The organism is Streptomyces sp. SJL17-4 (assembly GCF_036826855.1).
In the GTDB taxonomy this organism is placed as follows: Bacteria; Actinomycetota; Actinomycetes; order Streptomycetales; family Streptomycetaceae; genus Streptomyces.
In genome coordinates, this window is sequence record NZ_CP104578.1 from 1,896,212 (window position 1) to 1,919,604 (window position 23,393).

The following is a 23,393-nucleotide window of genomic DNA, read 5'->3' on the forward strand; positions in this document are numbered from 1 at the left end:
CGAACGGGTGCATGGGGCGATGACACAGAAGCCCTCTCGCGGGGTACGTACGTTCGCATGACCTCCTCCCCGGCCCTTTCCGCGCTTCCCACCGCCACCTACCGGCTCCAGCTCCAGCCGGAGTTCCCGTTCGCCGCCGCCGAACGGGCCGTGCCGTACCTCGCGGGCCTCGGGGTCTCGCACCTCCATCTCTCCCCGGTCCTGGAGGCGGTCCCCGGCTCGGCCCACGGGTACGACGTCACCGACCACCGGTCCGTACGGGCCGAACTCGGCGGCGAGGACGGGCTGCGGGCCCTCGCCGCGACCGCGCGGGCGCACGGGCTCGGTCTCGTCGTCGACCTGGTGCCCAACCACATGGCGGCCTCCCCCCGGCACAACCACGCGCTGCGCGCCGTCCTGCGCGACGGTCCGGACTCCCCGTACGCCCGCTGGTTCGACATCGACTGGCGGGCGGGGGACGGCCGACTGCTGCTTCCGGTGCTCCCCGCGCGGCTCCCCGAGGTGCGGGACCGACTGCGGGTCTCCGGCGGGGCGCTGCACCTGGACGGGCAGGAGTTCCCCCTGCGCCCCGGCACCGAGGGGCTGCCGCTCGACGAGCTGCTCGACGCCCAGTGGTACCGGCTCGGCTGGTGGCGTCTCGCCAGGACCGAGCTCGGCTACCGCCGGTTCTTCACCGTCTCGGAACTGATCGGCGTGCGGGTGGAGGACCCGGAGGTGTTCGCGGCGAGCCACGGGAAGATCGTCGAGCTGGTACGGGACGGGGTGATCGAGGGGCTGCGCATCGACCACCCGGACGGCCTCGCCGACCCGCAGGGCTACCTGGAGGACCTGGCGGCGGCGACCGGCGGGCGCTGCTGGACGGTGGTCGAGAAGATCCTCACGGGTCCCGAGGCGCTGCCGACCGCCTGGCCGGTCGCCGGCACCACGGGGTACGACGCCCTGCGGCACCTCGACGGGGTGTTCACGGACCCGGAGGGGGCCGCCGAACTGGCCGACGTGTACCGCGAGTTCGTCGGCAAGGCGGCGGACAGGGGCGGGCGCTGGGAAGCGACCGAGCGGCGGGCCGCGTACGAGGTGGTCGGCCACGACCTGGCCGCCGAGACGGCCGCGCTCACCCGGATGGCGGAGCGGATCTGCGCCGCGGACCCCACGCTGCGGGACCACGCCCCCTGGGCGCTGCGCACCGCGATCGGCGAACTCCTCGTCCGGGTCCCGGTGTACCGCCCCTACCGGACCGGCGGCGAGCAGGTGCTGACCCCGGAGGCCGCGCGGGGCGCGAAGGCCGCCTTCGCGGTGCCGGAGGAGGCCACGGCGGTCGACGTCGTACGGGACCTGGCGCTCGGCGCGCTCGGTGACGGACCCGAACACCGGGCGTTCCGGGCCCGGTTCGCGCAGACCTCGTCCGCCCTGCGGGCCAAGTCGGTGGAGGACAGGGCCTTCTACCGCTACACGCCGCTGCTCTCGGCGAACGAGGTGGGCGGCGACGCGGGCCGCCCGGCCGTGCCGGCGGAGGAGTTCCACGCGTACTGCCTGCGGATCGCCCGGGACTGGCCGGGCACCGGCACCGTGCTGTCCACGCACGACACCAAGCGCAGCTCCGACGTCCGGGCGGCGATCGCGGTGCTCTCGCAGTGCCCGGAGGTGTGGGCGGAGCTGCTCGGGGAGGTCGCGGGGGTGCCCGCGCCCGACGCGCACGTGGCCTGGACGGCCTGGCAGACCGCCTTCGGCTTCGGGTCCCCGGACGCGGACCGGTTGACCCCCGCGATCCTCAAGTCGGTACGGGAGGCGGGTCTGCGGACCAGCTGGACCGAACCCGATGCCGAGTACGAGCGCGCGGTGGCCGAGTTCGCGGCGGCCGGCCCCGGCCGCATCCCGCTGCGGGGGGCGTCGGAGGCGGCCTTCGCCCTGGAGCCGCACATCCGGGCGCACGCGCTCGGGGTGCTCCTCGCGCAGCTGACGATGCCGGGAGTGCCGGAACTGTACCAGAACACGGAGCGGGAGTACCGGGCCCTCGTCGACCCGGACAACCGGGCCCCGTTCGCGGTCGGGGCGGACGACGACCGTACGGCTCTGGTGCGCGCGGCCCTCCGGCTGCGCCGCGAGCGCCCGGAGGCCTTCGGCGCCGGGGGCACGTACGAGCCGCTGAGGGCCGAGGGTCCGGCCGCCGCCCACTGCCTGGCCTTCGCCCGCTCGGGCGAGGTGGTGACGGCGGTGACCCGGCTGCCGCTACGGCTCGCGCGGTCGGGTGGCTGGCAGGACACGGAGCTGGTCCTGCCGGACGGCAGGTGGGAGGATCTCCTGGACGGGGTAAGGGAGTTCACGGGAGGGCCGGCCTCCGAGACGAAGGCGGCGGAGCTCTTCGCGGAGCGGCCGGTGGCCCTGCTCGCCCGGATCCACGGGTGAACCACGCGCTGCCGGACCGTGCCGCCGGACGGGCGGTCGAACGGGGAGAGGTAAGGCTATGGGCTCACTGTGGGTGCTGTTCGGGGTCCTCTGGGGTCTCGTCGGGCTGCTGGTCCTGGTCCACGCGCGGCGCAGTCGCAGGTACAGCAGGACCGAGGGGGCCGAAGGACTGCTCATCGAGCAGCGGGCCAGGGAGCAGGCCGCCGAGGACCGGGTGACCTATCACCCCCTGGCCGTGCACGACGCCCCGATCAACTACAAGGACATCCACAACCGTCATCGCCCCTGAGGCCCCGCGCTCCGCGGGGCCTTCGGGCGGTCAGAAGCGGGAGACGCGGCTGACCTCGCACTTGATGTACTCGGAGCCGTCGCCGGTGCCGATGTACGGGGTGGTGATCTCGGCGCTCTGGGAGGCGCCCGCCGTGACCGCGATACCGGCCTTGATGGCGGTCCTCGGGATGACGTCGCCGCCCGCGGCACCCGTGAACTTCGCGGTGATGTTGTAGTCGTAGTCCATCGTGCTGTCGTTCTTCACGGTGACACGGGCGACGAGGTTCTTGGTGGCCGGGTCGTACTTGCACTCGTCGATGGTCACGTCGCGGGCCGCCTTGTCGGCGCTGCTGGAGCCGCCGGGCAGGGAGCCGCCGGACGTACCGCCGGAGGTGCTGTCGTTGTCGTTGTGGTTGCTGCCGCTGGAGCTGCCGGAGCTGCCGCTGCTGCTGTGGTTGTCGCAGCCGCCTCCGCCGGAACCGCGGGCTCCGGTCAGGGCGACGACCGCGATGGCGGCGACAGCGATTCCGCGGACATGACGCATCTTCATGTTTCAATCCCCGTTGAAAGTGGTACTAAAGAGGGCTCCTTGACGAGCGCACGTCACCCTAGCAGCGGTCGGGGACAACTCGCTGACACCCCCGGTCAGCCCCCCGGCCGGACGATCAGACTGCGCGGCGCCCGGGTGATCAGTCCCGTCGCGGTGGGCCGGAAACCGTCGGCGAGCCGGAGCCGGGGCATGGCCGCGAACAGGGCGCGCAGGGCGTACTCGGCTTCGAGTCCGGCGAGGACGACGGCCGGGCAGAAGCCGGAGCCGTACGTGAGCTGCCCCGGGTCGTCGCGCAGCGGGTCGAACCGGTCGGGCTCCCGGAAGCGCTCCGGGTCGCGGCCGGCCGAGCCGACGAGCAGGGCGACGGACGCGCCCGCCGGAATCACGCCACCGCTGACCCGGACCTCGGCGCCGGTACGGCGCACGGCGATCTGCACCGGCGGGTCCCGGCGCAACGACTCCGCCCAGGCCCGGCCCACCAGCCCGGCGGGGGCGTCGCGGAGGGCGGCGACCTGGTCGGGATCGGCCAGGACGTTGCCGAGGAAGGAGGCAAGGGCCTTCTCCCGTACGGCGATCTGCGCGCCGCACTCCCCCGCGAGGGCTCCGGCGGCCCGGCCGCGGACGAGCCGCATCATGTCGCGGTAGGGGACGCCGACGGCGGCGGCGACGGTTCCGGCGGGCAGCCAGTGGCAGAAGTCGGCGACCAGGTCGGCCTGTGGCCGCTCGGCGATCCGGCGGGCCAGGACGTACGCCGTCCGCTCGGCGACCGAGCGCAGGGCCGCCATGTCGACGTCGACATGGGCCCGCGCGCACGGCGGGTCGCCGGGCCGGTGCCCGTGCGTGAACCGGCTGTCGGTGAGGGCGGTGGCCACGTCCGCGTACCGGCTGAGCACCCAGGCCCGCAGCAGCGGGTCGTACGTGAGCGGGAACTCCTCGCGCAGGGCCCGGTGGATCCCGTGCGGGTCGCGCGAGGCACCGGGGTCGAGGGGGCTCGGCGCGACGACCCGGGACCCGGGCGCGCCCCCGCCCCCGGGCTCGGTCCGCACCCGCGCGGCCAGCGGCGCGAGACCACCCCGCACCACGGCGTCCGCGCCCTCACGCGCCCGGTCCTCACCCGCCCGGCCGCCGGACGGGGCCGTCGCCGGCGCCATGGACGGCAGCCGGGTCCAGGGGTCCCCGGGCGGCACCTCCGGCCGGTCGTTCCCTATGCCTCGGCCCGGCTCGCGGTTCTGCTCGTGGCTCATCGCGTCCCCTGTCGATCGGCGGTGGGTACCGCGGCCGGAGATCGTGGCGCGCGTCCCCCCAGCCCATCACCGCCCGCGCCCCACCGCCTGCCGCATACCGCCGAACGGGTGAAAACTGCCGAGACGCTCAGGCGGTCTCTAGCCACAAGCAACTGCTGCCGGGATTTCCGTGACTGCGGGTGTCTGTACGTCTACTCGTTGATGATCGATGAACTTGAGGTGGAAGCCGGTCCGTTGGCGCGGTGGCAGATGACCGACGAGGCCAACGTGCGAACGAGGACGGCACGCCACGCGAGGCGCACGGATGGCAGCACACCTTCGACACCGGCAACGAGCGGGTCGCCCGCGCCGGGCTCACCTCGTTCGAGGCAAACGCGCACATGATGCGGCACTCGTTCGCGCTGCGCTGGTACTCGGTCGGCCGACTGCTCTACGAGCGGCAGCTCGCGCACCTGAACGCCGAGGAGGTACGCGAGCGCGCAGGGACGTCCGCTTCCCGGCCTCCGGGACGACGACGGCACGCTCCGGGTCAGCCTCTCGCATATCGCGAAGGTGCTCGACACCGCCCGCGGCGCGCTGAACGCCCCCAGCAAGTGGGCCGACCGCATCAGATGCCTGTGCAACGAGGCCGGCCGTGCCCTTCTCAGCGGTGGCGCGGGCGAGGCAACAATGCGAACGCGCTCTCCGCAATCGAGGTCAGGCGGGCGGGACTGTGGCCGGACGCGCCTACGACATCGATCCCGCGGACGATGGTCAGCAGAAGGTACCCAAGGTCGTCGGGATCCGCGTCGGGGTCGATGTCGCCGTTGCGCTGCGCCGCTCGCACACACTCGGCCACCGCCGTCGCGACCACGGAGAAGCAGTCGTTGGCCAGGCGTTCCACCTCAGGGTCGGAGGCGCCGAGCTCCAGGGCCATCTTGGCGGCGAAGCAGGCCGCCGCCGCCCGGTCGGGGGCGGGGGGTACGTCGTCGGCGAGCGGCACCCCGTCGACGGCGTAGAGCAAGAACCCGCGCAGTCGTTCCAGGGCGCCCTCGTCCGGTCCGGCGAGCGCCTCCGGCGCAAACTGCCCCAGCCGGGCGGAGTACCCGGCCATCGCCTGCAGCAGCACGCCGTGCTTGCCGTCGAACGCGGCATAGAGGCTGCCGCGGCCCAGGCCGGTGGCGGCGCTGATGTCGTCGACGCTCGTGCCGCTGTAGCCCGTCGTGCGGAACTGTCGCTCGGCGGCATGGAGGACGTGGTCGCGATCGAAGCTTCGTGGTCTCGCCATACACAGAAGGTAAAGCCGACCTGCCGTTCTTGACAACCCGGTACAGAACTACCTAGGTTTCTGACTGTTCAGTACACAACTGTCCTGAGTGCATCGGACAGGCTGCGTGCACGCCTGGCGCGATCGAGGGCAACCCATGCCTGCGAACTCCTCCGCGCCGCCCAGCGTTGCGCCCCCTGCCAGGCCGGCAAGGCCCGTTCTCACGCTGGCCTCGTTCTCGATCACGCGTCCGAGCACAGGGCACTCCCTGCACCTCGAACAGCCCGAGACGGTCGCCGACCACCTGGGCTTTCTGAACAGCGGCCCCTCCTCCAACCACCCAGAACTCGAAAGGTTGACCGAACCATGACTGACAAGGAAAGGCAGGAGGCCATGGCTGTGACGACTCCTGCGTACGCGAGCGACGCACTGGCCGAGGGGACCGTCGACGCGGTGGTGATCGGCGGGGGCGCCGCGGGGCTGAACGGTGCACTGATCCTCGCCCGCTCCCGCCGCTCGGTCGTCGTGATCGACAGCGGCTCCCCGCGCAACGCGCCCGCGGAGGCCGTGCACGGCCTCATCGCCCTGGACGGCACCCCGCCGCCCGAGATCCTTCGGCGGGGCCGGGAGCAGGTGCGCCAGTACGGCGGACGCGTCGTGTTCGGCGAGGTGGTCTCGGCCGAGTCCACCGCCCCGTCGGCGGACGGGGACCTGCGGTTCACCGTCACCCTGGCCGACGGCCGCAGCATCACCGCCCGCCGCATCCTGGTGGCCACCGGCCTCACGGATGTGCTGCCGGAGGTGCCCGGGCTCGCCGCGCACTGGGGACACAGTGTGGTGCACTGCCCGTACTGCCACGGCTGGGAGGTGCGCGATGAGCCCATCGGCATTCTCGCCACCGGCCCGGTCTCCATCGGCCACGCGTTTCTGTTCCGGCAGCTGACCGAGGACCTGACCTACTTCACCCACGGCACCGACCTGGACGAGGACAGCCGCGCCCGTTTCGCCGCCCGCGGCATCCGCGTCATCGACACCCCGGTCACCGAGGTCGTCAACGACGAGGACGATGCCCTCGCCGGGGTGCGCCTGGCCGACGGCCAGGTCGTGGCCCGCCGCGTCGTCGCGGTCGCCGCGCAGCTGCAGGCCCGCACCCAGGGCCTGGAAGGTCTGGGCCTGCCGGTGCAGGACCTGCCGAACATGGGCCGCGGTTTCGCCTCCGGCACGGCCGGCACCACCGAGGTGCCGGGTGTGTGGGTGGCCGGCAACGCCACCGATCTGGTCGCCCAGGTCGGGGCCTCCGCAGCGGCCGGCGCACTGGCCGGCGCCGACATCAACAGGGTGCTGGCCGCCGCGGACACCGACGCGGCCCTCCAGGGGATCGCCGAGGTAAGCCCCAAAGGGGCCACAGGATGATCTCGAAGCCCTGAGATCTCAGCCCGCCGCCCGCTCACCTCATGGGCATGTGAGTGATTCCGCTCGTCCGCCCCGTCCCTCTCAGGAGCTACTGATGCCCTTCCTTGCGAACACCCCCGTGGAGAAAATGACCGGGCCTTACGCGCGGCGCTGGTGGGCGCTGCTCGTGCTGTGCCTGAGCCTGCTGATCACCGTGATGGCGAATACGTCGCTGATCGTCGCCGCCCCCGGCATGACCACCGACCTGGGCCTGAGCAGCAGTGATCTGCAGTGGGTCGTCGACAGCTACACCGTTCCGTACGCGGCGCTGATGCTGGTGCTGGGCGCGATCGGGGACAAGTACAGCCGGCGCGGCGCGCTGGTGCTGGGGCTGCTGATCTTCGCCGGCGGTTCGGTGATGGGGAGCATGGTCGACGAGACCTCGCTGGTCATCGTGGCCCGCGCGATCATGGGTGTCGGTGCCGCGGTCGTGATGCCGGCCACGCTGTCCCTGGTGGTCGCGACCTTCCCCCGGAGCGAGCGGACCAAGGCCATCACTGCCTGGGCCGCGACCTCCGGGCTGGCGGTAGCCGTCGGCCCGCTGGTCTCCGGCTGGCTGCTCGAGGACCACGCCTGGGGCTCGACCTTCCTGATCAACGTGCCGATCGCCGTCCTCGCCGTGTTCGGCGCGCTCGCCCTGGTACCGCCGTCCAAGGCGGAGGGCATGGGCCGGATCGACTACGTCGGTGGTCTGCTGTCGATGGTCACCGTCGGCTCCCTGATCTACGCCGCCATCGAGGGCCCGCACTCCGGCTGGGGCGTCGGCCCCGTCACCGGCGCCGTGGTCGCCGGTGTCGGTCTGGTCGCCTTCGTCGCCTGGGAGCTGCGGCACCCGCACCCGATGCTGGATGTCCGAAAGTTCGCGCTGCGGCCCTTCAGCGGCTCGATGCTCGCGGTGATGTTCTTCTTCTTCGGCATGTTCGCCGTGATCTACTACTCGACGCAGTTCCTGCAGTTCGTCCTCGGCTACGGCGCCCTGGACACGGGTGTACGGCTGCTGCCGCTGGGCGGTGCGGTGTTCCTCGGGTCCGCGGTGACCGGGGTGCTCGCCCCGAAGCTGGGGGTGAGGGTGATGGCCGTGACCGGCCTGACCGTCGGCACGGCGGGCATGTTCCTGCTCACCCAGATCGACAAGGGGTCGACGTACGGGGACTTCCTGGCGCCGCTGATGATGCTGGGCCTCGCGCTCGGACTGGCCATCTCCCCGGCGACCGACACGATCATGGGCTCCTTCCCCGAGTCCGAGCTGGGCGTCGGCGGCGGTGTCAACGACACCGCGCTCGAGCTGGGCGGGGCGCTGGGCATCGCGGTGCTGGGCTCGCTGCTTGGCACGGCCTACCGGGACGAGCTGACCGACCTGGTGGGCAACCGGCTCCCGGCGGAGGCGATGGAGACCGCCAAGGACTCGGTCGGCGCCGGCCTGGCCGTCGCGGAGCGGGTCGCGCAGGATCCCTCCGCCGGGCCCCAGCAGGCCCAGGCCGCCGTGGACGCCGTCCACCAGGCCTTCGCCCACGGAGTCGCCCAGACCAGCCTCATCGGCGGGATCATCATGGCCGCCGGAACAATGATCGTCCTCGCGCTCCTGCCGGGCCGGCGCGGGTTCGCGAGGAAGAGCGCCGAGCCGGGGGCCGGGACGACGGCGAGCGAGGCGGCGACTGTGCGGGAGCACACCGGGTCCACCCGCTAGATCGCCGGCGGGGCGTCCACTGGATCGCCGGGGACGCGTCCGCCGGGTCGCCGGGGACGCGTCCCCGGATCGACAGGCGACGCCGCTGCGCCGCACTCCGCTATGCCGCACCCGCTGCTGCTCGCACCCACGCGGCGGCGTCGTGCGACCGCCCTGCGGCCCATGCTCGGTTGACGGTGGAAGCAACCGCTCGCAAGAGGCGAGAGAACAGGAGGACGGCACGGCACCGTGCCGCGGGAGGTGCGGAACGATTCAGCAGGGCTCAGCCACGGGTCCAGTCCTGGCCGGCGGTCACCTCGCCGCTGATGCGATGCCACTCGGCCTCCCCACCGGGCAGCGGCCAGGCCCAGGTGAGTTGTTCCTTGGTGTTCAGGTCCTGGAGGAGACGGGCGAGCTGCGGGCCTGCGGTGGCGGCGCCGTCGGGGACGGTGGAACCGTGGACGGCGCGGAGCTCCGCGAAACGTGCCAGTTCGTCCTCGTAGAAGCCCACGGCCTCGTGCGTGCGTGAGGCCAGGTCGTCACGCGGCACCGTCCGCTGCAACTGCAGCACCGGAGGGTCGACGGATTCGGCGATCGCCGCGGCGAGCCGCGCGTGACCGTCCAGGATCAGATGGCAGTCCAGGCCGCTGACCCACCACAGCAGGACGGGCGGGAGCGTCCCTTCCCGCGCCTGCTTGCGGTACGCCTTGACCCGGCTGTCGTCGGCGGCGGGCATCGGCCGCAGCGGAAGGATCTCCCACGAGACGGAATGGTCGAACCAGTCGATGTACCCGTCGGGATGGCCCTCCACGAGCATCGAGCTCCAGTGCACGGCAGGCGACGTGTCGCCGCGGCCCCAGCGCTGGAGCGGGCTCTCGCCCGACAGCAGCCACCTGCCCTCGTGCAGCGGACTGTCCGGCGAGTCGACGAGGTACTGGGCGATGCGGTGGGCCCACCGTTCCGGACTGCCCGCCAGCGCGCGCCCCGTGTCGGCACGGAGCGGCGGGACGACGGAGCGGTACGCGTCGGTGCGCCAGAAGTCCACACCCTGGAGGTGCTCGTCGACGACGGCGAGCAGCACGGGCCGCGACTGCTGCGCGAGCAGCAGCCGCCGCCCGGCACTGAACACGCGCAGCCCCTGCTGATGGCGGTCCCGCACGTCGAGTGACAGGCCCACCCATGTGCCGTCGTCCCGCGTGACATCGTTCCGCCGCATGCCGAGAGCGTAGACGGTCGGGCCGCTGGGGCTTCCCGGACGGGCCCTACCCGTGCGACAGCCGGAACGACATCTGGCCGAAGCCGACCACGTCGCCCGACCGTACGACCACCGCGCCGGTCACCCGGCGGCCGTTGACCGTCGTGCCGTTCGTCGAGCCGAGGTCGCGGAGGATCCACATCCCGCTCTGCATCGACAGTTCGGCGTGCAGCCGGGAGGCCGTCTCGTGGCTGAGGCGGAGGCCGTTGACCGGGTCCCGGCCGATGCGCAGGGGGTGCGGGCCCGGCAGGGGCAGCAGCAGCTTCGGCAGCCGCTCCGCGGACCAGGCGCGTCCCAGCTTGGCCGTGAACGCGGACATCCGCTCGACCGCGCCCACCACCCGGCGGGTCCAGGTGCCCTCGGTCCTCAGGTCGGCGGTGAGCAGGGCGAGTTCGTCGGGGCGCCGGGCCTGGAGCGCGCGCTCCATCCGGTAGACGAACGTGTCGTGCGAGAGGCGGCCCTGGGCGGCGCCCTCACGGAGCAGCACCAGCGCGCGGTCCCGCTCGGCGTCGGTCAGCCGAGGGGTGTTCGCCGGAAGCTCGAAAGGGGTCGTCACATCTGTGATTGTCGGTCCGTCGGGCCCGCAGTGTCCAGAAGAGCCCCCGGGCCGGGAAACCCCGTATCCCCTCGTCGGTGATCACTGTTACGGTCTGCCGTCTCCACAGCACGGATCCCCAGGGGGAAACACGACGTGACCACGTCTTCTTCGAGCACCACCAACTACCCGCACGGCCTCGTCATACGTCCGCTCGCCGGACCCGAGGAACTCGACCTGTTCCTCCGCCTCACCTACTCGCTCGACCACGAGCTCGCCGACGACCTCGCCACCGGCCGCCGCGTCCCCGAGTGGATGTGGGTCGCCCTCGACGGCGACCGGCTCCTCGGCCGGCTCTCCTGGTGGACGAACGCGGCCGGCGGCGCCCCAGAGCAGTTCGACTTCTTCGACCTCGCCCCGGAGCTGTCGGAGGAGGAGCGCGCCGCGGTCGGTCTGCGGCTTCTGGAGACCGCCACGGCCGCCGTGATCCCGGCGGGCACGCAGCGTCCGGAGTTCTGCCGCTTCATGCCTGCGGACTGGCGTGAGATTCCGGAGACCCGGTCCCTCCTGGAGTCCGTCTTCGGCGCCCTTGTGGCGACGGGGGCTCGTCCGCTCGTCGAGCGGCTGCGTCTGGAGTGGCGTCCCGGCACCCCCGTACCGGAGCCGAAGGGCCGTCTGGAGTTCCGCCCGGTGCGGGACCGCGAGGACCTGGTCGCGCTGATGACGCCGGTCATGGAGGGCACGCTCGACGCGCACGGCCAGGCCGATCTGGCCTCCGGCCTGTCGGCGCGCGAGGCCGCGGAGCTGCACTACGACGAGGAGTTCGCCCACTACTCCTCGCCGCGGGAGTGGTGGCAGGTGGCCCAGCTGCCGGAGACCGGGGAGCCGGTCGGCTTCGTCGTCCCCGCGAGGAACAACTACCACCACACGATCGCGTACATCGGCGTGCTGCCCGCCCACCGCGGCCACGGCTACATCGACGACATCCTGGCCGAGGGCACGCGGATCCTCGCCGCCGCCGACGTCCCCCGGATCCGGGCGGCGACGGACCTGGGCAATGTCCCGATGGCGGCGTCGTTCGCCCGTGCGGGCTACGTCACGTTCGAGCGGGCGATCAACTACGTGTGGGACACACCAGGCGTGGCGGGTTCCTGACTGCCAGGATGGTCGCGGTAGTCAGTCGTGCAGTGGCTGGTCCGTCGACGAGGGGATTTCCGTGCTCTTCGAGGTGTGGGCGCCGAACGCCCGTGACCGGGTGACGCTGGAGCTGAACGGCTCCGCGCATCCCCTGGAGCGGGACGCCGAGCGGGAGGGCTGGTGGACGAGTGTCGTACCCGCCGAGGACGGCGACCGGTACGGCTTCTCGCTCGACGGAGGGCACCTGCTGCCCGACCCGCGCTCCCGCCGGCAGCCCGACGGTCCCGACGGGCTGAGCGCGGTCGTCGACCACTCCGCGTACGTCTGGCGGAACGAGTCCCCGAAGCTGCGGCTCCGCAGCGCCGTCCTGTACGAGCTGCACCTCGGCACCTTCACCCCGGAGGGCACCCTGGACGCGGCGGCCGCGCGCCTCGGGGAACTCGCGGGCCTCGGCATCACCCATGTGGAGCTGATGCCGCTGTGTCCGTTCCCCGGGGTGCGGGGCTGGGGGTACGACGGGGTGGCGCCGTGGGCGGTGCACGAGCCGTACGGCGGCCCCGAGGCCCTGAAGCGGTTCACGGACGCGGCGCACGGGCTCGGCATGGGCGTGGTCCTGGACGTGGTGCACAACCACCTGGGGCCCGACGGCAACCATCTCCCGTCCTTCGGCCCGTACTTCACGGAGACCCACCACACGCCGTGGGGCGCGGCGGTGAACCTGGACGCGCCCGGCTCGGACGAGGTCCGGGCGTACTTCCGGGGCAGCGCGCTCGCCTGGCTGCGGGACTACCGGATCGACGGGCTGCGGCTCGACGCCGTGCACGCCCTCGCCGACACCCGGGCACTGACCTTCCTGGAGGAGCTGTCGGCGGCCGTCGACGAGCTGGCGAAGGAGCAGGGCCGCCCGCACTTCCTGATCGCCGAGTCCGATCTCGCCGACCCGCGCACGACCACCCCGCGCGCGCTCGGCGGCATCGGGATCCACGCCCAGTGGAACGACGACTTCCACCACTCCCTGCACACCGCCCTGACCGGTGAGTCCCAGGGCTACTACGCGGACTTCGCGCGCGCCCCCATGGCCGCGCTCGCGAAGACGCTCACCCACGTCTTCTTCCACGACGGCACCTACTCGGCCTTCCGGGGGCGCCGGCACGGGCGTCCGGTGGACCGGGAGCGCACCCCCGCCCATCGTTTCCTCGGGTACGCGCAGACCCATGACCAGATCGGCAACCGGGCCCTGGGCGACCGTCTTTCGGCCTCCCTCTCCCCCGGTCTGCTCGCCTGCGCGGCGACCCTCGTCCTCACCGGCCCCTCGGTGCCGATGCTCTTCATGGGCGAGGAGTGGGGGGCGAGGACGCCCTGGCAGTACTTCACCGACCACACCGACCCGGAGCTCGCGGAGGCCGTACGGCGGGGCAGGCGGCGGGAGTTCGCGGAGCACGGCTGGGACGAGAACGAGGTCCCCGACCCGCAGGAGGCCGCCACCCGCGACCGTTCGGTCCTCGACCGGGCCGAGCGCGAGCGGGACCCGCACAAGCGGCTGCTCGCCTGGTACCGCCAGCTCATCGCGCTGCGCCGCACCCTGCCCGACCTGACCGACCCGGACCTGGCGGGCGTGAAGGTGGCCTTCGACGAGGAGGCCCGCTGGCTGGTCTTCCGCCGCGGGGTCCTGCGGGTGGCGGTCAACCTCGGCAAGGAGCCGGCCGTGATCCCGCTCGGCTCCAACGGCCGCGACCAGGTCCTGGCGGCGTGGGAGCCGGTCGAGACCCCCGCGGTGGACGGGGTCCTGCGGCTCCCCGGCGAGTCGGCGGTCGTCCTGACGGACGGCTGACGGCTGACGGCTGACGGCTGACGGCTGACGGCTGACGGCTGACGGCTGACGGTCGGTCCGTCGGCGGCTACTCGACGATCGCCATCTCGTGCGGGGTGTTGTTGAAGCGGCGCCCCGCACCCTCCTCCGTCGCCGTCACGATGTCCTCGATCCGGACGCCGAAGCGGCCCGGCAGATAGACACCGGGCTCGATGGAGAAGCACATGCCGGGCACGATCGGCAGTTCCTCCCCCTCGATCATGTACGGCGGTTCGTGGGTGGTGACGCCGATGCCGTGGCCGGTGCGGTGGATGAAGTACGCGCCGTACCCGGCGTCCGTGATGACCTTGCGGGCCGCCCGGTCCACCTCCTGGCAGGCGACCCCGGGCCGTACCGCCTCGAAGCCCGCCTGCTGGGCCTCCCGTACGAGGTCGTGGACGCGCCGCTCCTCGACGGTGGGTTCGCCGACGTGGACGGTACGGGTGGTGTCGGAGCCGTACCCGTGCTTGAGGCCGCCGAAGTCGAGGACGACCATGTCGCCGCGCTCGATGACCCGGTCGCCGGCCTCGTGGTGCGGGTTGGCGCCGTTGGGGCCCGAGCCGACGACGGTGAAGTCGACCTGCGAGTGCCCGAAACGCAGCAGCAGCGCGGCGAGGTCGGCGGCCACGTCGGTCTCCCTGCGGCCGGCGAACCGGACCTTCAGGATCTCGCCGTACGCCCGGTCGGCGGCGGCCCCGGCGGCCGCGATCCGGGCGAGCTCGTGGGCGTCCTTGACGCCGCGGAGCATCGGCAGGGCCTCGGTGAGGGAGACGTACGAGGTCCCCGGGAGGGCCTGCTGGAGGCCGAGGAGGTGCATGGCCCAGGCGTTGTCGCTGACGCCGAACCGGCCGTCGACGTCGAGGAGGGGCGCGGTGACGGCGTACGGGTCGTTGCCGTCGGTCCAGTCCCGCAGGGTGAGCGCGGCGGCCCCGGCGGCCTTCTCGGCGTCGGGGGCCTCCAGGGTCGGGACGACCAGGACCGGCTCCTGCCCCGGGGCGATGACGAGGGCCGTGAGCCGCTCGGTGATCGCGGTCGGCCGGTAGCCGGTGAGGTAGACGAGGTCGGGGCCGGGGGCGACGATCACGCCCGCGAGTCCGGCGTCGGCCGCGGACTCGGCGGCGCGGGCCATCCGGGCCCGGTAGTCGTCCGGGGTGAACGGGACGGGGGCCTCGCCCCGCTCCTCGGCCGCTTCGGGGGCGGGGCTGCTCGGCATGGGGGCTCCTTCTCGGCTCCGCTGCGTCCTGGACGTACAGCATCCTGCCGGGCCGGATCGGCGGCCGCGACCGCTCAGCCGCGGTCCGGGCCCTGGGCGATGAGCCGTTCCAGGAGTTCCTGGAACTCGTCGCCGACGACGATCCGCAGGTCCCCCCGCTCCTCGTCGTGCTCGCTGAGCTGGGTGAGCGTGCCGCCGCGCCACCAGAAGACGTACGGGCTGATGGCGCCGGGCGTCTCCTCGTAACCGGAGGCGGCGAAGGAGGCCATCGCGCCGAGGGCCGGGATGATCGAGGTGTCCCGGATGGGGTGGAAGGCGAGCTGGTGGCGGAACGGCATCGCGACCAGGGCGCCGTGCTCGCCGAGCGGCAGCCCGGTGACCCGCCGGGCCACGCCCTCCAGGTCGAGGACGCGGCTCGCGGTGTAGAAGGAGTCGCCGAGGATGATCTCGAAGCACATGCCGTCGGCGTCACGGACGGTCTCGTGCTCCTCGAGCAGCCCGCGCAGATTGCGCAGGGCCCGGTCGCGCAGCTGGGCGTGGTCGCCGAGCCGTTCGAGCGCCTCGTCGGTGAGCATCATGACGCTCTCCGGCAGGTCGAGGGCGAGGATCTCGTACAGACCGGGGGCGACGGTCCGCGCGTATCCGAAGGCGGCGGCGTCGATGCCGTCACCGCTGACGACCCGGGGGTACAGCTGGGAGCGGATCTGCTCGGGCGGCAGGGTGTCGAGCGCGGAGGGGCCGTCCATGGCGCGGACGACCAGACCGATGTGGCGGTTGATCATGCCGGGCCAGACGCGGGGCCCGCGCCGGTCCTGGTGGCAGACGGCGGCGAGGTTGCCGAGGCCGAAGCGGCGGCCCTTGTCGTCGATGACGTGGTCGGCGTAGACGCTGACCTCCAGGCCCAGCTCGGCGAAGGTCTCCCGGACGCGGCCGCGGAAGAGCGCGGCCTCACGCTGCGAGAAGTACGCGAACTCGGGGTCCCTCGGTGCGTCGTCGCCGTCCCGCCTGGGTCCTCGCCGCAGCCACCCCACGCCCGCCCGCCTTCCGTCGCCGTTGCGGACAGGGTAGCGACTGCCGGTGTCAGCTCTTGAGCCGTCGGATGAACTCGGCCACCGGGCCGGTGGGTTCGGTACGCGAGCCGGCCAGGAGGAGGAGTTCGGTGCGGTGCACGAGCCGGGGTGTGACCAGGGGGACGGCGGTGGCGCCGGGGACGTCCGCCGCGACCGGTGCGGGCAGCAGGGCGAGGCCGTGGCCGGCGGCGGCCAGCGCGGCGAGGGTGCGGGTGTCGGTGCCCTCGTAGCGCAGGGCGGTACGGAATCCCCGCCCGGCCGGCCCGCCGTGGACGCCCCGCAGCTGGTCGAGGGGGAGGCCGGCGGCGGGGGCGTCGAGCCAGCGGGCGTCGACGAGGTCGTCGAGGCGGAGCCCGGAGCGCCCGGCGAGCGGATGGGACGCGGGCAGGACGACGGCGAGCGGCTCCTCGGCGACGCCGCTCGCGGCGAGCGGCGCGACGTCGGGCAGCCGCAGCGGGTCGCTGGGGGCGGCGATGCCGTCGACGAGCCCGGCGTCGGCCTCGCCGGTGGCGACGGCGGCGGGCACCCGCTCGCGGGGCAGCGCCCGCAGGGTGACGCCGGTGGCGGGCAGCGCGGCGAGGGTACGGGCGTGCAGGGCGAGCGGGGAGGCGGCGACGCTCAGGGTGGCGCGGGGCGCGGCGGCGAACCGGTCGAGGTCGGCGCGGGCCGCGTCGAGCCGGAGCAGCAGCGCCCCGGCGTGTTCGAGGAGCCGCTCCCCGGCCGGGGTCGGGGCGACGGGCCGACGGGTGAGCAGCGGCAGCGCGAGGTCGGCCTCCAGGGCGGCGATGTGCTGGGAGACGGCGGACTGGGTGTAGCCCAGCTCGCGGGCGGCCTCGGAGAAGGAGGCGAGCCGGGCGACGGTGACGTACGTGCGGAGCAGGTGCGGGTCCATGGGGAGGGCGGCTCAGGACCCGTCGGGGGAGGTGAGGAGAGAGCGGGCGTAGTGGGCGAGGGAGCGGTTGTAGCGGGGCAGCAGGGGTGCGAGGGCGCCGAGGGCGAGGGAGGCGGCCTCGCGGTCGCGCCCGGTGTCGGCGAGGGCGAGGGCGAGGAAGGCGTCGACGGCGCCGGAGAGCGCGGTCTCGTCGGCGTCGAGCTCGGCCGCGGGGATGTCGCGCTCGGCGGTGAGGAGTTCGACGCTGCGGTCGGGGCGGCCGAGGTTGCGCAGGCTGCTGGCGAGCTGGATGACGGCCCGGCGGCGGCGCAGACCGGTGAGGCCCTGGTCGAGGGCTCGCCGGTAGAGGCGCACGGCCTCCTCCGGCTCGCCGGTGGAGTCGTGGGCGGCGCCCAGTTCGAAGAGGGCGGCCGCGTCGTCGGGGCGCTCGGCGGCGAGGGCGGCGGCACGGGCGCGGAAGTCGGCGGGCTCGTACGTGTCGAGCCGCTCCCAGAGGGCGGCGACGCGGCGCTCCCAGTCGGGCAGTTCCTGATCGGTGGTCATACGGTCACCCTATCCAGCCCGGTATCAGCGTTCGTGATGGACAGTGCAGTGATCATCGTTGGACGTGAACGGGTGACGGCGCCAAGGATGGTCCCCATGAACAGCACGAACACCCTCCCTCACACCCCGCGGATCGCTCTGGTCGGCGACCGCTCCCCGCACGTCCGCTCCCACGTCCGGATTCCCGTCCTCCTCGACGCCCTCGCCGAGCGCGACGGCCTCGCCCTCGACGCGTACTGGATCCCGACCGGGGACGCGGAGACACCCGGCGCGGTGAAGGGCTTCGACGCGGTGTGGGTGCTCCCGGGGAGCCCGTACGCGAGCGAGGCGGGGGCGCTGGCCGCGATCCGCACGGCCCGTGAGGACGGGATCCCGTTCCTCGGCACCTGCGGCGGTTTCCAGCACGCGCTCCTGGAGTACGCGCGGGACGTCTGCGGTCTGACCGGTGCGGCACACGCGGAGAACGACCCGTCGGCGGACGTCGGCGACCTGCTGATCGCCCCCCTCGCCTGCTCGCTGGTGGGCCACGAGGGAGTCGTACGCGTCACCCCGGGCTCGCTCGCCGAGCAGGCCCTCGGCGCGGAGCGGACCACCGAGCGCTACCACTGCAACTACGGCCCCGACAGCCGCCATCTGGACACCCTGCGGGCCCACGGCATGCGGTTCACGGGCGCGGACGAGGAGGGCGGCATCCGCATCGCCGAACTCCCCTCGCACCCCTTCTTCCTCGCGACCCTCTTCCAGCCGGAACTGGCCGGCGACGGCACCCGCCCGCACCCGCTGATCCGGGCGCTGGCGGTGGCGGCGGCGAAGCACGCGGCGGGGTGGCCGAGGGTGCCCGTCGCCGTGCCGGTCGCGGGGTAGCCCAGAGCGCCCGTCGCCGTGCCGGTCGCACGGGGGTCAGCCGGCCCGGCGACGGGAGGAGCGGGTCAGTGCCAGGCCGCCGAGGACGGCGGCGACCAGCCCCATGAGGAGGGCCACGAAAGCCCCGCCCAGTCCGTTGCCGGAGCCGATGGCCCCCTCGGAGGTGGCCACGACGGTCCCGCCGACGGCCAGGGCGATCAGCCCCGCCGCGAGCGCGGCGAAGGCCCCGGTCCGCGCGGAGCCGGAGCCGATGACGGTGCCGGTACGGCCGACGGCGCGGGCCAGCGCCCGTCCGCCGACGGCGACGCCGACGAGGCCCAGCAGGGTGGCCACGATGGCTCCGACCCGACCGGAGCTCAGGGAGAGGACGTCGGCGGCGATGACGGTGGCAGTGTCTGGGGACATGGGGGACATGGGGTGCTCCTTCACTACGGCGGGTTGCTCTCCGATCGTGTCCGCCGCCCCCGCTTCCGGTCGTCCCCCGCGCGCAGACACTGTGCCCTTCCGCAGCCGTCGTAGCCGACTGCCGCGGACGCCGCAGGAGCCGCGGAACTACCGCGTGCGCGGTATGCGGTCGGTCCTCCTCGCGCGGGACTCACCCGCGTCGGCGCCCGGCTAGGGTCCACGCATGAACAGGCAACGCATCGGTGTCACGGACTGGGCGATCGCCGTCGGCGTGACGGCGGCCCTGCTGTTCGCCGGGCTGCGGCAGCAAGGGCCCACGCAGCTCGATCCACTGGGCTACGCGTTGCTGGTCGGCGGCGGTCTCGCTCTGGTCTGGGGCCGCCGGGCTCCCGTCACCGTGCTGGCCGTGACCGCGGTCTGCGCGCTGGGCCACCAGGTGATCGGTTTCGACGCGCCCGCCGTGGCCTATCTGTTCGCCGTGTACGCCGCTGTGCGGGCGGGACACCGCGTCGTCGCGGTGGCCGGTTCCGTGATCATGCCGGTTGCCGTGACGCTCGCGCTGCTCGCCTCCCCTCACGACCTGACCATGGGCGAGGCGTTGACGCGGACCCGGGACGTCCTCCAACTGGCCTGGCTGATCGCCGCCGGGGCGGCGGGTGAGGCGCTGCGCCAGGCCGAGCGCCGGGCGGACGAGGCCGAGCGCACCCGGGAGGAGACCGCGCGGCGCCGCGCCGACGAGGAACGGCTGCACATCGCCCGGGAGCTGCACGACTCGCTCACCCACCAGATCTCCGTCATCAAGGTGCAGGCCGAGGTGGCCGTCCACCTGGCCGGCCGGCGGGGCGAGCAGGTGCCGGAGGCCCTGCTCGTGATCCGCGAGGCCGGACGTGAAGCGGCACGGGAACTGCGGGCGACGCTGGAGGCACTGCGCGACGACGACAAGAACCCGCCGCGTGGGCTCGCCGACGTACCGGAACTGGTACGGCGGGCCCGGGCGCCCGGTCTGGACGCGCGGCTGACCGTCGAGGGGCACCGGTCCGACGTGCCCGCCGCGGTGGACCGGACGGCGTACCGGATCGTCCAGGAGTCGCTGACCAACGTCGCCCGGCATGCCGCCGCCACCACCGCGTCGGTCCGGATCGACCACCGTCCCGACGCCCTTGTCATCCGGGTCGACGACGACGGCGGGGCGAGGCCGGACACCGTACCGGTGCCCGGTGTCGGACTGCTCGGGATGCGCGAGCGGGTCACCGCCCTGGGTGGCCGGCTGCGAGCGGAACCGCGCCCCGGGGGCGGGTTCACCGTCCGGGCCGAACTTCCCGTGGAGCGCACGTCCCTCCCGTCGAGCCGCACGTCCCCGCCGTCGGAGCGCACGCCGTGATCCGTGTCCTGCTGGTCGACGACCAGCCACTCATCCGCAGTGGGTTCCGCGCCCTCCTCGACATCGAGGACGACATCGAGGTGGTGGCCGAGGCGGGCGACGGACGGGAGGGTCTTGCTCTGGCCAGGGAGCACCTGCCCGACATCGCGCTCGTCGACATCCAGATGCCGGTCGTCGACGGCATCGAGACGACCCGGCGCATCGCCGCGGACCCGGACCTGGCCGGGGTGCACGTCGTCGTCCTCACCAACTACGGGCTCGACGAGTACGTCTTCGACGCGCTCCGCGCCGGCGCGGCCGGTTTCCTCGTCAAGGACATCGTCCCCGAGGACTTCCTGCACGCCGTGCGGGTCGCCGCGCGCGGCGATGCCCTGCTCGCGCCGTCGATCACCCGCAAGCTCATCGACCGGTACGTCTCCCAGCCACCGTCCGGGCGTGCCCGTACGGGGCTGAAGGAGTTGACCAACCGTGAGCGCGAGGCCGTCGTCCTGGTCGCGCGAGGACTCTCCAACGACGAGATCGCCGCCACCATGGTGATCACCCCGCTGACCGCGAAGACCCACATCAACCGCGCCATGACCAAGCTGGACGCCCGTGACCGCGCCCAGCTCGTCGTCCTGGCCTACGAATCGGGCCTGGTGACGCCGGGGAGTCCCGGTTCGGCCTAGGACATGGGCACCACGAGGTGGGCGCGGTCGCGGCCGGGGGCGATCAGGCGGGCGTTCGCCTCGTCCGAGTCCCGCACCCAGCGTTCGGCGCGGGCGCGGTCCTTGCCGAAGCGGACGTGACGGTCGACGAGCCGGGGGACGCGGCGCCGGGCGTCCAGGTCGAGGTACCAGGCCTCGTCGAGGAGCGGCAGGACGCCGGCCCAGGCGCCCTCGTCGTACAGCAGGTAGTTGCCCTCGGTGACGACCAGCGGTATCTCGGGGCCGACGGGTATCGCCCCGGCGATCGGCTCCTCCAGGGCGCGGTCGAAGGCGGGGGCGTAGACGGTGGTGCCGGGGGCGGGGGCGCGCAGCCTGGCGAGGAGCGCGAGGTACCCGGCGGCGTCGAAGGTGTCGGGCGCGCCCTTGCGGCCGGCCCGGCCGAGGCGGTCCAGTTCGGCCTGGGCCAGGTGGAAGCCGTCCATGGGGACGAGGACGGCGAGCCCGTCGAGGCGGGCGACGAGCCGCGCGGCGAGCGTGGACTTCCCCGCGCCGGGCGCGCCGGCGAGCCCGAGGATGCGGCGGGGCGGGCGGCCGTCCCCGGGGCGCTCGGCGAGGGCCCGCGCCCGAGCGGCGAGGCGGTCGAACTGCTGCGCGTCCATGCGGGGCATTCTCGCACCGGCGACGGGGGCAGGGCCCGCGCTCCCCAGGCGCGGCCGACGCCCGGGTCCCGCCGACCGACGGGCCCCGACGACCGACCGTCCGGTCCCGCCGACCGACGGCCCGGTCCCGAGGGCCGACCGCCGACGGCCCCGTCCCGACCCTCCCCCGCCTCCCCCGGACCCTCGTTCGTACCCTCCATCCGGCGAGGGTCCCGCTCGGGTCGACTCGGGTTGACGCGGGTAGATTCCTGCCGCTTCCGCGTATTACGTTGGGGTAATGCCGTCCATCGCACTCGTCACCCTCGTCGTCCGTGATTACGACGAGGCCATCGCCTTCTACACCGACGCCCTCGGATTCGACCTGGTCGAGGACACCGACCGGGGCGACGGCAGCCGCTGGGTCGTCGTCCGCCCGCCCGGCGCGGCCGGGGTCGGCGGACTCGGGAACGCGGGCCTGCTCCTGGCCCGCGCCAAGAACGACTCCGAGGAGGCGTCCGTCGGCAACCAGACGGGCGGCCGGGTCGGCTTCTTCCTCCACACCGAGGACTTCGCCCGCGACCACACGCGGATGACGGCTGCGGGCGTCAAGTTCCTGGAGGACCCGCGGCACGAGCCGTACGGCTCGGTCGCCGTCTTCGAGGACCTGTACGGCAACCGCTGGGACCTCCTCCAGCCGGCCGACCCTGCCGCGTAGCGCCTAACCCAGGAGCGCGAGCAGCTGCCCCACCGCGTCCACGACGGGCTGCCCCACCGCGCCGACGGCGGCGGCGATCTGCGCGACCGACGCCAGGACGAGGCCGCGCTGCCGCAGGGCGGCGCGGTCGGGGGTGAGCTCGGACAGGGCCTCGTCGACGGTCTGCGCCTGCTCCGGGGTGAGGTGGGGCCGCAGGCCCTGGAGGAGACGGGTGAGCTCTTCGACTGCCGCGCGGAGCCGGTCGTCCTGACCGCCGCCGACGGTGCCGTAGTTGATGCCGATGTTTTCGTTGCCCCCGTTCATGTTGACCACGGGGCCGTAATTGTTCGTCGTCTCGCCGCTCACAGGTTGATCCCCCTGTTGTTCCGGCCGCCGTTCATATTGACCACGGGGCCGTAGTTGTTCGTGTTGTTGAACTGCCGTACGACCGTGCTGAACTCGGCGGCCGGGTTGTCGATCGCCCTGGCGATCAGTCCGGCGATGTCCCGCAGCTCCTCCATGCTGGGCAGCGTCACGAGCACCGCGGAACCGCTGGACAGCTCGACGGCCAGCGCCGGCTTCGCCGGCTCGAAGAGGTCCCTGAGGAGGAACCCGGCGAGCACGACCACCACGACGATGAGGATGCCCGGGTTGTCGCGGAGATCGGAACGGGTCTGGGCGTCACTCGCTCCCAAGAGCGCGGCGTAGACGAGCGCGACGACGAGGAGCCACTTCAGGAAGCGCAGGAAGGCCGCGCCCCGGTCGGGCTTGATCCTGTACGTCTCGACGCGGGTGATGTTGTGCAGGGGGAAGGCCGCCGGCCCCACCCACAGCATCCGGCGGCTGACCCGGAGATGCAGGGGGGCTCCCTTGCGGGGGTCCGGCTCCGTCGAGGCCGGCCCCGACGGCGGACCCGGCGGACCGGACGGCGGCCCCGGCGGTGGCCCCGGCGGCATGGGCGGTCCCACGTTCCCTGTGACGGCCATGCGTTCCCCCGTGTTCTCGTCACTCCCACCCGCACCGTGCGGGAGCACCATTAAGCGCCCGAGGCGGGGCCCGAGGCAGACGAGAAACAGCCAATTCCCCATCTTTGGCCGGGAGTTGACCGACACGTGAGGCGCGACGCACACCGACCGCGGCACACGGCAACCGGAAAAACCGCTGTCGCCCCTCCGCTCCCCGTCCCTACACTCTCGTCTCGCGGCGCATCGACCGATGGTGCCGTCCGACGTCCGACCGAGGGGAGACGACCGTGCGTTGCCGTAACGCCGCCGCCGTGTCGTCCGCCCGTGCCCGGTACGACGTGATCCTCGCCTCTCCCTCCGGCCGGTGGCGGCTGCGCGCCCGCCATCGCCGACCCGTGACGTCCCACCCGTCCCTCTGACGGTCCGTCGTCCGGGAATCGCGCTGCCCTGTCTCCATCCAGCAGCAGCAGCGAA

General features: G+C 73.3%; 23 protein-coding genes. 10 read left to right on the forward strand and 13 right to left on the reverse strand.

Features of this window, described 5'->3' with window-relative positions:
* Positions 1-57 precede the first annotated feature (57 nt).
* Entirely contained in the window at positions 58-2,403 is a 2,346-nt protein-coding gene (gene treY / locus N5875_RS08355) for a malto-oligosyltrehalose synthase (protein WP_338492607.1), read from the forward strand.
* Between the two features lie 58 nt (positions 2,404-2,461).
* A complete protein-coding gene (locus tag N5875_RS08360) occupies positions 2,462-2,692 on the forward strand; it encodes a hypothetical protein (RefSeq protein WP_338492608.1) in 231 nt (76 codons plus the stop codon).
* Positions 2,693-2,722: 30 nt separating this feature from the next.
* Here N5875_RS08360 and N5875_RS08365 read toward each other — a convergent pair whose 3' ends face one another.
* The 3 genes from N5875_RS08365 to N5875_RS08375 all read right to left on the reverse strand — a co-directional run bounded on the left by N5875_RS08365 (position 2,723) and on the right by N5875_RS08375 (position 5,734).
* Complete coding sequence (locus N5875_RS08365) at positions 2,723-3,223, reverse strand: hypothetical protein (protein WP_318206285.1); 501 nt, start codon at positions 3,221-3,223, stop codon at positions 2,723-2,725.
* Between the two features lie 95 nt (positions 3,224-3,318).
* Positions 3,319-4,467, reverse strand: a complete 1,149-nt coding sequence (locus N5875_RS08370) for a cytochrome P450 (RefSeq protein WP_338492610.1) — start codon at positions 4,465-4,467, stop codon at positions 3,319-3,321.
* A gap of 643 nt (positions 4,468-5,110) precedes the next feature.
* A complete protein-coding gene (locus N5875_RS08375; protein ID WP_338492613.1) occupies positions 5,111-5,734 on the reverse strand; it encodes a helix-turn-helix domain-containing protein in 624 nt (207 codons plus the stop codon).
* A gap of 372 nt (positions 5,735-6,106) precedes the next feature.
* On the opposite strand from N5875_RS08375, the gene N5875_RS08380 reads away from it, so the two are divergent.
* Positions 6,107-7,126, forward strand: a complete 1,020-nt coding sequence (locus tag N5875_RS08380) for an NAD(P)/FAD-dependent oxidoreductase (protein WP_338499119.1) — start codon at positions 6,107-6,109, stop codon at positions 7,124-7,126.
* Between the two features lie 94 nt (positions 7,127-7,220).
* The gene (locus N5875_RS08385; protein WP_338492616.1) at positions 7,221-8,852 is read left to right on the forward strand and encodes an MFS transporter; all 1,632 of its coding nucleotides are present in this window, start codon (positions 7,221-7,223) and stop codon (positions 8,850-8,852) included.
* A gap of 262 nt (positions 8,853-9,114) precedes the next feature.
* Here N5875_RS08385 and N5875_RS08390 read toward each other — a convergent pair whose 3' ends face one another.
* Both N5875_RS08390 and N5875_RS08395 read right to left on the reverse strand, forming a co-directional pair.
* Positions 9,115-10,047: a hypothetical protein gene (locus N5875_RS08390; RefSeq protein WP_338492619.1), complete on the reverse strand. Its 933-nt coding sequence runs from the start codon at positions 10,045-10,047 to the stop codon at positions 9,115-9,117.
* A gap of 46 nt (positions 10,048-10,093) precedes the next feature.
* Positions 10,094-10,642 (reverse strand): DUF1707 and FHA domain-containing protein, encoded by a 549-nt coding sequence (locus tag N5875_RS08395; RefSeq protein ID WP_229313204.1) that lies wholly within the window; start codon positions 10,640-10,642, stop codon positions 10,094-10,096.
* Between the two features lie 135 nt (positions 10,643-10,777).
* Here N5875_RS08395 and N5875_RS08400 point away from each other — a divergent pair, with 135 nt between their 5' ends.
* Entirely contained in the window at positions 10,778-11,776 is a 999-nt protein-coding gene (locus N5875_RS08400) for a GNAT family N-acetyltransferase (RefSeq protein ID WP_338492623.1), read from the forward strand.
* A 61-nt stretch (positions 11,777-11,837) separates the two neighbouring features.
* Positions 11,838-13,589, forward strand: a complete 1,752-nt coding sequence (treZ, locus tag N5875_RS08405) for a malto-oligosyltrehalose trehalohydrolase (protein WP_338492626.1) — start codon at positions 11,838-11,840, stop codon at positions 13,587-13,589.
* Positions 13,590-13,656: 67 nt separating this feature from the next.
* Here the strand turns inward: treZ and N5875_RS08410 are convergent, their stop codons facing one another.
* The 4 genes from N5875_RS08410 to N5875_RS08425 form a co-directional block, all read right to left on the reverse strand.
* Positions 13,657-14,820, reverse strand: a complete 1,164-nt coding sequence (locus N5875_RS08410; protein WP_338492629.1) for an aminopeptidase P family protein — start codon at positions 14,818-14,820, stop codon at positions 13,657-13,659.
* Positions 14,821-14,894: 74 nt separating this feature from the next.
* Positions 14,895-15,851: a hypothetical protein gene (locus N5875_RS08415; RefSeq protein ID WP_338492632.1), complete on the reverse strand. Its 957-nt coding sequence runs from the start codon at positions 15,849-15,851 to the stop codon at positions 14,895-14,897.
* Positions 15,852-15,900: 49 nt separating this feature from the next.
* The gene (locus tag N5875_RS08420) at positions 15,901-16,782 is read right to left on the reverse strand and encodes a LysR family transcriptional regulator (protein WP_338492633.1); all 882 of its coding nucleotides are present in this window, start codon (positions 16,780-16,782) and stop codon (positions 15,901-15,903) included.
* Positions 16,783-16,794: 12 nt separating this feature from the next.
* A complete protein-coding gene (locus N5875_RS08425) occupies positions 16,795-17,325 on the reverse strand; it encodes a tetratricopeptide repeat protein (RefSeq protein WP_338492636.1) in 531 nt (176 codons plus the stop codon).
* 96 nt (positions 17,326-17,421) lie between these two features.
* On the opposite strand from N5875_RS08425, the gene N5875_RS08430 reads away from it, so the two are divergent.
* Positions 17,422-18,189 carry a hypothetical protein gene (locus N5875_RS08430; protein ID WP_318212043.1) on the forward strand — a complete coding sequence of 256 codons (768 nt, stop codon included), beginning with the start codon at positions 17,422-17,424 and terminating at the stop codon, positions 18,187-18,189.
* 36 nt (positions 18,190-18,225) lie between these two features.
* Here the strand turns inward: N5875_RS08430 and N5875_RS08435 are convergent, their stop codons facing one another.
* A complete protein-coding gene (locus N5875_RS08435; protein ID WP_338492640.1) occupies positions 18,226-18,594 on the reverse strand; it encodes a DUF6223 family protein in 369 nt (122 codons plus the stop codon).
* A gap of 223 nt (positions 18,595-18,817) precedes the next feature.
* Here N5875_RS08435 and N5875_RS08440 point away from each other — a divergent pair, with 223 nt between their 5' ends.
* Both N5875_RS08440 and N5875_RS08445 read left to right on the forward strand, forming a co-directional pair.
* Positions 18,818-19,975, forward strand: a complete 1,158-nt coding sequence (locus N5875_RS08440) for a sensor histidine kinase (RefSeq protein ID WP_338492643.1) — start codon at positions 18,818-18,820, stop codon at positions 19,973-19,975.
* Positions 19,972-20,643, forward strand: coding sequence for a response regulator transcription factor (locus N5875_RS08445; protein WP_318212046.1), 672 nt, complete (start codon positions 19,972-19,974; stop codon positions 20,641-20,643). The genes N5875_RS08440 and N5875_RS08445 overlap by 4 nt, the downstream gene beginning before the upstream one ends.
* Here N5875_RS08445 and N5875_RS08450 read toward each other — a convergent pair.
* Positions 20,640-21,290, reverse strand: a complete 651-nt coding sequence (locus N5875_RS08450; protein WP_318212047.1) for a nucleoside/nucleotide kinase family protein — start codon at positions 21,288-21,290, stop codon at positions 20,640-20,642. The two genes, N5875_RS08445 and N5875_RS08450, sit on opposite strands and share 4 nt — an antisense overlap.
* A gap of 268 nt (positions 21,291-21,558) precedes the next feature.
* Here N5875_RS08450 and N5875_RS08455 point away from each other — a divergent pair, with 268 nt between their 5' ends.
* Positions 21,559-21,975, forward strand: a complete 417-nt coding sequence (locus N5875_RS08455; protein ID WP_338492647.1) for a VOC family protein — start codon at positions 21,559-21,561, stop codon at positions 21,973-21,975.
* Between the two features lie 3 nt (positions 21,976-21,978).
* Here N5875_RS08455 and N5875_RS08460 read toward each other — a convergent pair whose 3' ends face one another.
* Positions 21,979-22,320 carry a hypothetical protein gene (locus N5875_RS08460; RefSeq protein WP_338492651.1) on the reverse strand — a complete coding sequence of 114 codons (342 nt, stop codon included), beginning with the start codon at positions 22,318-22,320 and terminating at the stop codon, positions 21,979-21,981.
* Entirely contained in the window at positions 22,317-22,940 is a 624-nt protein-coding gene (locus N5875_RS08465; protein ID WP_338492653.1) for a DUF6232 family protein, read from the reverse strand. The genes N5875_RS08460 and N5875_RS08465 overlap by 4 nt, the downstream gene beginning before the upstream one ends.
* Between the last annotated feature and the right edge of the window lie 453 nt (positions 22,941-23,393).